This is a genomic window from [Phormidium] sp. LEGE 05292 (assembly GCF_015207735.1).
Classification (GTDB): domain Bacteria; phylum Cyanobacteriota; class Cyanobacteriia; order Cyanobacteriales; family Aerosakkonemataceae; genus Floridanema.
Genome location: NZ_JADEWG010000245.1, coordinates 1 through 6311 on the forward strand (window position 1 = coordinate 1; position 6311 = coordinate 6311).

4 protein-coding genes are annotated in these 6311 nt (G+C 44.3%); 3 read left to right on the top strand and 1 reads right to left on the bottom strand.

Annotation, left to right across the window (positions count from 1 at the left end; genetic code table 11):
* Window positions 1–42: 42 nt before the first annotated feature.
* Window positions 43–606: a hypothetical protein gene (locus IQ264_RS30975; protein ID WP_193986306.1), complete on the bottom strand. Its 564-nt coding sequence runs from the start codon at window positions 604–606 to the stop codon at window positions 43–45.
* A 210-nt stretch (window positions 607–816) separates the two neighbouring features.
* Between IQ264_RS30975 and IQ264_RS30980 the strand changes: the two genes are divergently transcribed.
* The 3 genes from IQ264_RS30980 (at window position 817) to IQ264_RS30990 (ending at window position 6215) form a co-directional block, all read left to right on the top strand.
* Window positions 817–1152, top strand: a complete 336-nt coding sequence (locus IQ264_RS30980) for a DUF565 domain-containing protein (protein WP_193986307.1) — start codon at window positions 817–819, stop codon at window positions 1150–1152.
* A gap of 4 nt (window positions 1153–1156) precedes the next feature.
* The gene (locus tag IQ264_RS30985) at window positions 1157–2233 is read left to right on the top strand and encodes a glycerate kinase (RefSeq protein ID WP_193986308.1); all 1077 of its coding nucleotides are present in this window, start codon (window positions 1157–1159) and stop codon (window positions 2231–2233) included.
* Window positions 2234–2543: 310 nt separating this feature from the next.
* On the top strand, window positions 2544–6215 hold the full coding sequence (locus tag IQ264_RS30990) for a PAS domain S-box protein (RefSeq protein WP_193986309.1): 3672 nt from the start codon (window positions 2544–2546) through the stop codon (window positions 6213–6215).
* Window positions 6216–6311 lie beyond the last annotated feature (96 nt).

A 6311-nucleotide genomic window follows, 5' to 3' on the forward strand; every position in this document is an offset into this window, starting at 1 on the left:
TTCCTGCCCCTTCCTGCCCCTTCCTGCCCCTGGAGCCTTTAATTATGGTTGCAAAACCAACTGCCACTCCGACTTTTGGCGATTCCAAACAGGTGAAGATGTTTCGCCCACAACATAAGGGCCCCAGTAGCGCCCTGAACCATCTTGAGCAAAGGCAATTAGTACATCGCCCTTTTCTAGCTGGACAATTCCTTTAGGTAAAGAGAGAACTAATCCACTGCTAGCACCTTCTTGGGGAGCAAAGTCCCAGTGTCCTGGTTCACCGTATACTGATTGTTTGAGAGTAGCAGACTGTTGTTTTCTCGCTCCTACCTGTTTTGGTAAAAAGGCAATTCTCACTGGATAATCTGTTTGATTACTCAAGCGTAAAGCTCTGGCAGGAGTTTTTAGCTGAGTTTCTGCGGGATTAATTCTTGCTGTTGGTTGGTTGTTGGCGACTGACTCGGTGGCAGCGGGATCAAGATTTGATAAGGAAACTGGGGACACTTGCGGCTGTGTTTGCTCAACAGTAACACTGATTTGCCACCGACTTAGGATCAATGCCACCAGTACGAATACACAGGTAATACTAAAGATAGTGTAAACTTGCCATTTTGGGAGATTCATAGTTTTTAGATATAACTATTTTTCGGTTTAAGAGGTGATAATTTTGTGATAACAGATCCCCGTTTAAATTGAAACGGATTTCACCTAAATAAAACAACCTTTAACATGATGGGAGTAAGGATGGTAAATTTGCAGTTAATCTCCCATTACCCAGTAAGAATATAAAATGTTACTTAAGTTCCCCTTTCTTGTCTTAAATGATCTCTGGCAATGCAAAACACTCGTCTCAACACTTTAGTTGTTTCTACTAGCAATCAGGTTGGCGCTTGGTTTCGCAACCCTTGGCGACGGTTATCATTAAATTTAATCTGTTTGTTGTTCGGCTTTTTTCTGGGAACGGCGATTTCTACGGAAACGGGACAATCTGCCCGATGGGATGTGCCAGCGGCAGGACTTTTGGTATTATTTACTGAGTTATATAGTAAATTTTTTTACCAAACTAGAAAACCTGGGGTACAACGTTCTTTATTAACTGAGTCGGTGAATTTGCTCAAAATTGGCTTAATTTTTAGTTTGTTTATTGAAGCGTTTAAACTTGGTTCTTGATTTTATGCCAGAACTGGATAGGGAATCATTGAGAGAAATTCTGGAAATTTGGGTTTCAGGTAATAGTTTATCAGCATCTTCCTGGGAAAAATTACAGGTTTGGGCTTTGGCAGATGAGTCAAGGGCAAAGGCTTTTGGGATTACATCAGAGAATGTAGCTCAATTGCTCGATTTTCGATCGCACCTCTTCCACCAACTCCACTCCCAAGTTATTGAATATTGCCAAAAAAAAGGCTTTTCCAGCCGCGCCTTAATTTTAGAAACTCTCTGGGAATTATGGTTGCCTTTGGCGATACAGTTAGCAACTTGGCGGCGTGATTTACCACGTCCTTTAATTCAAGGAATCTTGGGCGGACAAGGCACGGGAAAAACCACTTTAGCTGCTATTCTCAGATTAATTTTAAAACTTATGGGCTACGAAACTCTGAGTATTTCGATCGACGATCTCTACAAAACCTACGCGGAACGACAAGAACTACAAAAACAAGACCCCCGCTTAATTTGGCGCGGCCCTCCAGGAACGCATGATGTCAAGTTAGGAATTGAGGTTTTAAATCAATTGCGTCAACAACAAACGCCTGTAGAAATTCCTCGCTTCGATAAGTCTATGAAGCAAGGTGCCGGAGATAGAACTACACCAGAAATTGTGCAAAAAGCCGATATTGTATTGTTTGAAGGGTGGTTTGTTGGGGTGCGTCCGATCGATCGCACAACCTTCGATTCCGCACCTGCACCAATTGTCACTTTAAATGAGCGCACTTTTGCTCGTGACATCAACTTTAAACTCCAAGAATATGTTCCTTTGTGGGAACTTTTAGATCGTTTAATAACACTTTATCCCGTCGATTATCGTCTTTCTTTGGAATGGCGAAAACAAGCAGAACAAGAAATGATTGCAGCCGGAAAAAATGGCATGACAGATGAAGAAATCGAGCAATTTGTCGCATATTTTTGGCGCAGTCTTCACCCAGAACTATTCATCAAACCATTAGTCAAAAACCCTAATTTAGTGGATTTAGTTATCGAAATCAATCCCGATCATTCTCATGGTAAAGTATACCAACCAGGCGAAAGGAGGTAGAACCTCCCCAGACCTCGTTCCCAGGTTCAACCTGGGAACGAGAAATAGAGGCTCGGCTCAGGAGTGCAAGATTTCAGTTAAATATAAATTTAGATACGCTTTAGCTTAAGTCCCAGATAAATAAATTAATTGCATTGATAATATGTATCGGTCTTTTATCACTCAAATAGAAAATTGTTGCAATACTGTAGGAGTTCCGCTCCAAACCCGGTTTTTTAACGTAATTACGTGATTTCAGCGACAGGGTAAGAACGAAAAACCGGGTTTCTTAGCCAGAACGTGCGTAAGTCACTGATTAGCTGTACTCTTTGTGAGAGTTCCATTGCCGTTTATGCCGTCGTTCCGCGCCCTTTTTCTGCAACGCTTTCCGGTTAATTCACCAAAAATCCCGCTACGCTGGTTGCTGGTAATTCCGTTTGTGCTGCAAACTGTAGGCGCAACAGCACTGGTGGGGTATCTGTCTTACCGCAGTGGGCAAGAGGCAGTAGAGAAACTGGCTTATCAACTGATGAAAAATGTGGGGCTGCAAGTTAGCCTGGAACTCGATCGCTATTTGCAAAAAGCCCATAATGCCAACCGACGCAACATAGCAGCAGTTGAATCAGGCGCAATAAACCTGCAAAACCTCGATCGACTGCATCGGTATCTGATCCTGCAACATCGGCAGAATGAAGACCTGACAACACTTTTGTTGGGAACTCCCCAAGGAGATTTGCGGCTGAGTCATCGTGTCAGCAAGAGAGACTTTGGGGTAACGACACGGTTAAAACCAGGAGAGTTGCCATTTGAAGCCGCTATATCCAAACCATCCAACCCTGCGATTAACCAAACCTACAGCATTAATGAAGCAGGAGAATTGCTGCGCCATTTGGAAACAGTCAAGAATATTGATGTGCGCGATCGCCCTTGGTATCGTCAAGCAGTGGCAAAGGGAAAAGCAGGTTGGACTAGCCCATTTCAAATCAGCAGTACTAATCTCCTAGCTCTCAATGGTTACACCCCCTTTTATGACAAATCAGGTCAATTATTAGGTGTCTTTGCCGTCAATATTAGCCTCAATCAATTAGGTGAGTTTCTCAATCATTTAAATGTGGGAAAGTCGGGAGAAATTTTTATTATCGATCGCAACGGTTTTTTGATTGCTAACTCAACCGCAGAAACTTCTTACTCTGTATCAGGCAAACCGGACTTAAGTGGAACTGCTGAACCTGGAACCCTGGCATTTATGCGCCGCCTCCCCTCGGAAATTTCTAACCTGATCGTTCAAGATTCATATCAATATCTCAAGAGAAGATTTAGTAATTTGGCAACGGTGAGATCGCCTCAAGCCTTGAAATTTCATATACGTGGACATAACTACTTTTTAACCATTTCCCCATATCAAGATAAATATGGGTTGGATTGGTTGGTGGTGACAACCATTCCAGAGTCGGATTTTATGGCCGAAATTCAGAGTAATACCCGCACAACTGTTTTACTTTGCTTACTGACATTGGGATTAGCGATCGCATCAGGACTAATTATTGCCTATCAATTGACCGCCCGCATCACTGAGCTGAATCAAGTCAGTCAAAAACTGGCAGAAGGAGATTTAACCCAGAGGTTTCCCACTGATAGCTCAATTGTTGAAGTGCAGAAGTTGGCAAAGTCCTTGAACCTGATGGCAGAACAACTGCAACAATTATTCCAGCGTCAAATAGAAACAGAAGCAACCCGCCTGTGTGAAGCCCAATTTCAACAACTGGCTACTTCTATACCGGGCATGATTTACACCTATTCTTATCAGCCTGATGGTACACACAAGTTTGAGTATGTTAGTTCGTTCAGTCGGAATATTCTGGAACTGGAACCAGAACAAATCATCGCCGATCTCAACCTTGCCCTAGATCAAATTCATCCCGAAGATCGTCCGGTTCATGATGCTGCGGTTGCCCATAGTGCTGTCACTCTCGAACCCTTTACCTTTGCCTTCCGCAACATTACTCCTTCTGGTCAACTCAAGTGGTTAGAAGCAAATTCCCGTCCCCTGCGTTACGAAAACGGCACTATCACTTGGTATGGAATTTTGCTTGATATTAGCGATCGCAAAGCCGCCGAAATTGCCCTGCAACGTTACGAAAGAATAGTCTCTGCCACTATTGATTGCATTGCCCTGCTCGATCGCAATTACCGTTACCAAATTGTCAACCAAACCCACCTCAACTGGCACAACAAAACCCGATCGGAAATTATTGGACGTTCAGTTAGCGAGATCGTGGGGCAGAAAGTTTTTCAAACTGTGATTAAACCCCGCCTCGATCGCTGCCTTAAAGGAGAAACAATTGAGTACACCGCATGGTTTACACTGGCTGGGATTGGGCGGCAATTCCTGAGTGCCTCCTATATTCCCTATCGAGAAGCAGATGGCTTCGACCTGAGCTCAGCCGAAGGTTCGATTTCTGGCGTAGTGGTCAGCCTACGAAATATCACCCCTGTAAAGTACGCAGAACTAGCTTTACGCCAGAGCGAACAGAAGTTTCGGGGAGCATTCGACACCATTTCGGCAGGAATGGCTCTAGTTTCTCCCGCAGGTGGCTTTTTGGAAGTCAACGTTGCGCTATGCCAGATGTTGAGCTATTCCGAAGAAGAACTGTTGCAACTTAGACTCGAAGACATCGAACATCGAGACGATCGTCAAGCCGATACCGATTGGATCGAGCCCATTTTCTCAGGTAAAATTTCTGCCTATCAAGTCGAGAAGCGATTTGTCTCGAAACAGGGGCAAATTATTTGGGGCTTGATGAACCTGGCTCTAATGCGAGATGTTCAAGACCTTCCACTTTATTTGATTGTGCAAATCGCCAATATTAGCGATCGTAAACAAGCTGAAATTGCCAGACAAGAAAGTGAAACTCGTCTCCGGTTAGCATTGGAAGCCTCTGGTGCTGTTGCTTGGGAACGGGATCTGGAAACTGATGAGATGTTTTTTACCAAGATGGTCATACCCCACACCCCGGCAATCATGCCCTATCACCAAGCGATGGCATTAGTTCATCCTGATGACCGAGAAGCAGTCGATCGCGCTAATCAGCAAGCCATTGCTCAACGCGGTACATTCCAGATAGAACATCGAGTGGCAACTTCCTTGCAAAACCCGGAATGGCGATGGTTTCAAGTAAATGCCAGAGTTCTGACCGATCCCACAGGCAAGCCAACTCGCATGATTGGAATGTCTGTGGATATTACCGATCGTCACCAGCTTGATGCTATGAAAGATGAATTCGTTTCAATGGTCAGTCATGAACTGCGGACACCTTTAACTTCAATTCGCGGTTCCCTGAGTCTTTTGGAATCAGGTGTATTGAAAAATAAACCGGAAAAAGCCCAACAGATGTTAGAGATTGCCCTAAACAACACTGAGCGTTTAGTGCGTTTAGTCAATGACATCCTCAATTTACAGCGATTAGACTCTGGCAGAGTGCCGCTAATCAAGGAAGTCTGTCAAGTCAGCGATTTGATCGAGCAAGCGGTAGAATCCGTACAAACGATCGCCGACCAAAACCAGCTCTCCATAGAATGGACTCCTCTATCTGCTTGTGTTTCTGCATCTCCCGACGAAATTATCCAAACTGTGATTAACCTCTTAGGCAATGCGATTAAGTTTTCCCCCCCAGGAAGCACCATTTGGCTGAAAGCCGAAATTACCAACAATTTAGATCTGCGAATCAGGCAAAAACTCCCAGACTGGAAAGACACCATTCCGCTTGCTTGTATTCTTTTCTCCATTACAGACCAAGGACGCGGCATTCCACCAGACAAACTTGAATCGATCTTCGGACGCTTCCAACAAGTAGAGTTTTCCGATTCTCACGTCAAAGGGGGAACAGGCTTAGGACTAGCAATCTGTAAAAATATCGTCCAACGCCATCAAGGACAAATTTGGGTAGAAAGTGCGATCGGACAAGGAAGCACATTTTACTTCACCCTACCAATAGGAGATTAGCAGAAGGAGCGGAGGTAGGGAGATGGGGAGATGGGGAGATGGGGAGAGTAGAAGAGAATAGATAGTTAAATTATTTCTCCCCATCCCCTTGTCCCC

Bases quoted from the DNA above. Each gene is read 5' to 3' on its own strand.
- IQ264_RS30975 (WP_193986306.1), bottom strand. From the start codon at position 606: ATGAATCTCCCAAAATGGCAAGTTTACACTATCTTTAGTATTACCTGT.
- IQ264_RS30980 (WP_193986307.1), top strand. From the start codon at position 817: ATGCAAAACACTCGTCTCAACACTTTAGTTGTTTCTACTAGCAATCAG.
- IQ264_RS30985 (WP_193986308.1), top strand. From the start codon at position 1,157: ATGCCAGAACTGGATAGGGAATCATTGAGAGAAATTCTGGAAATTTGG.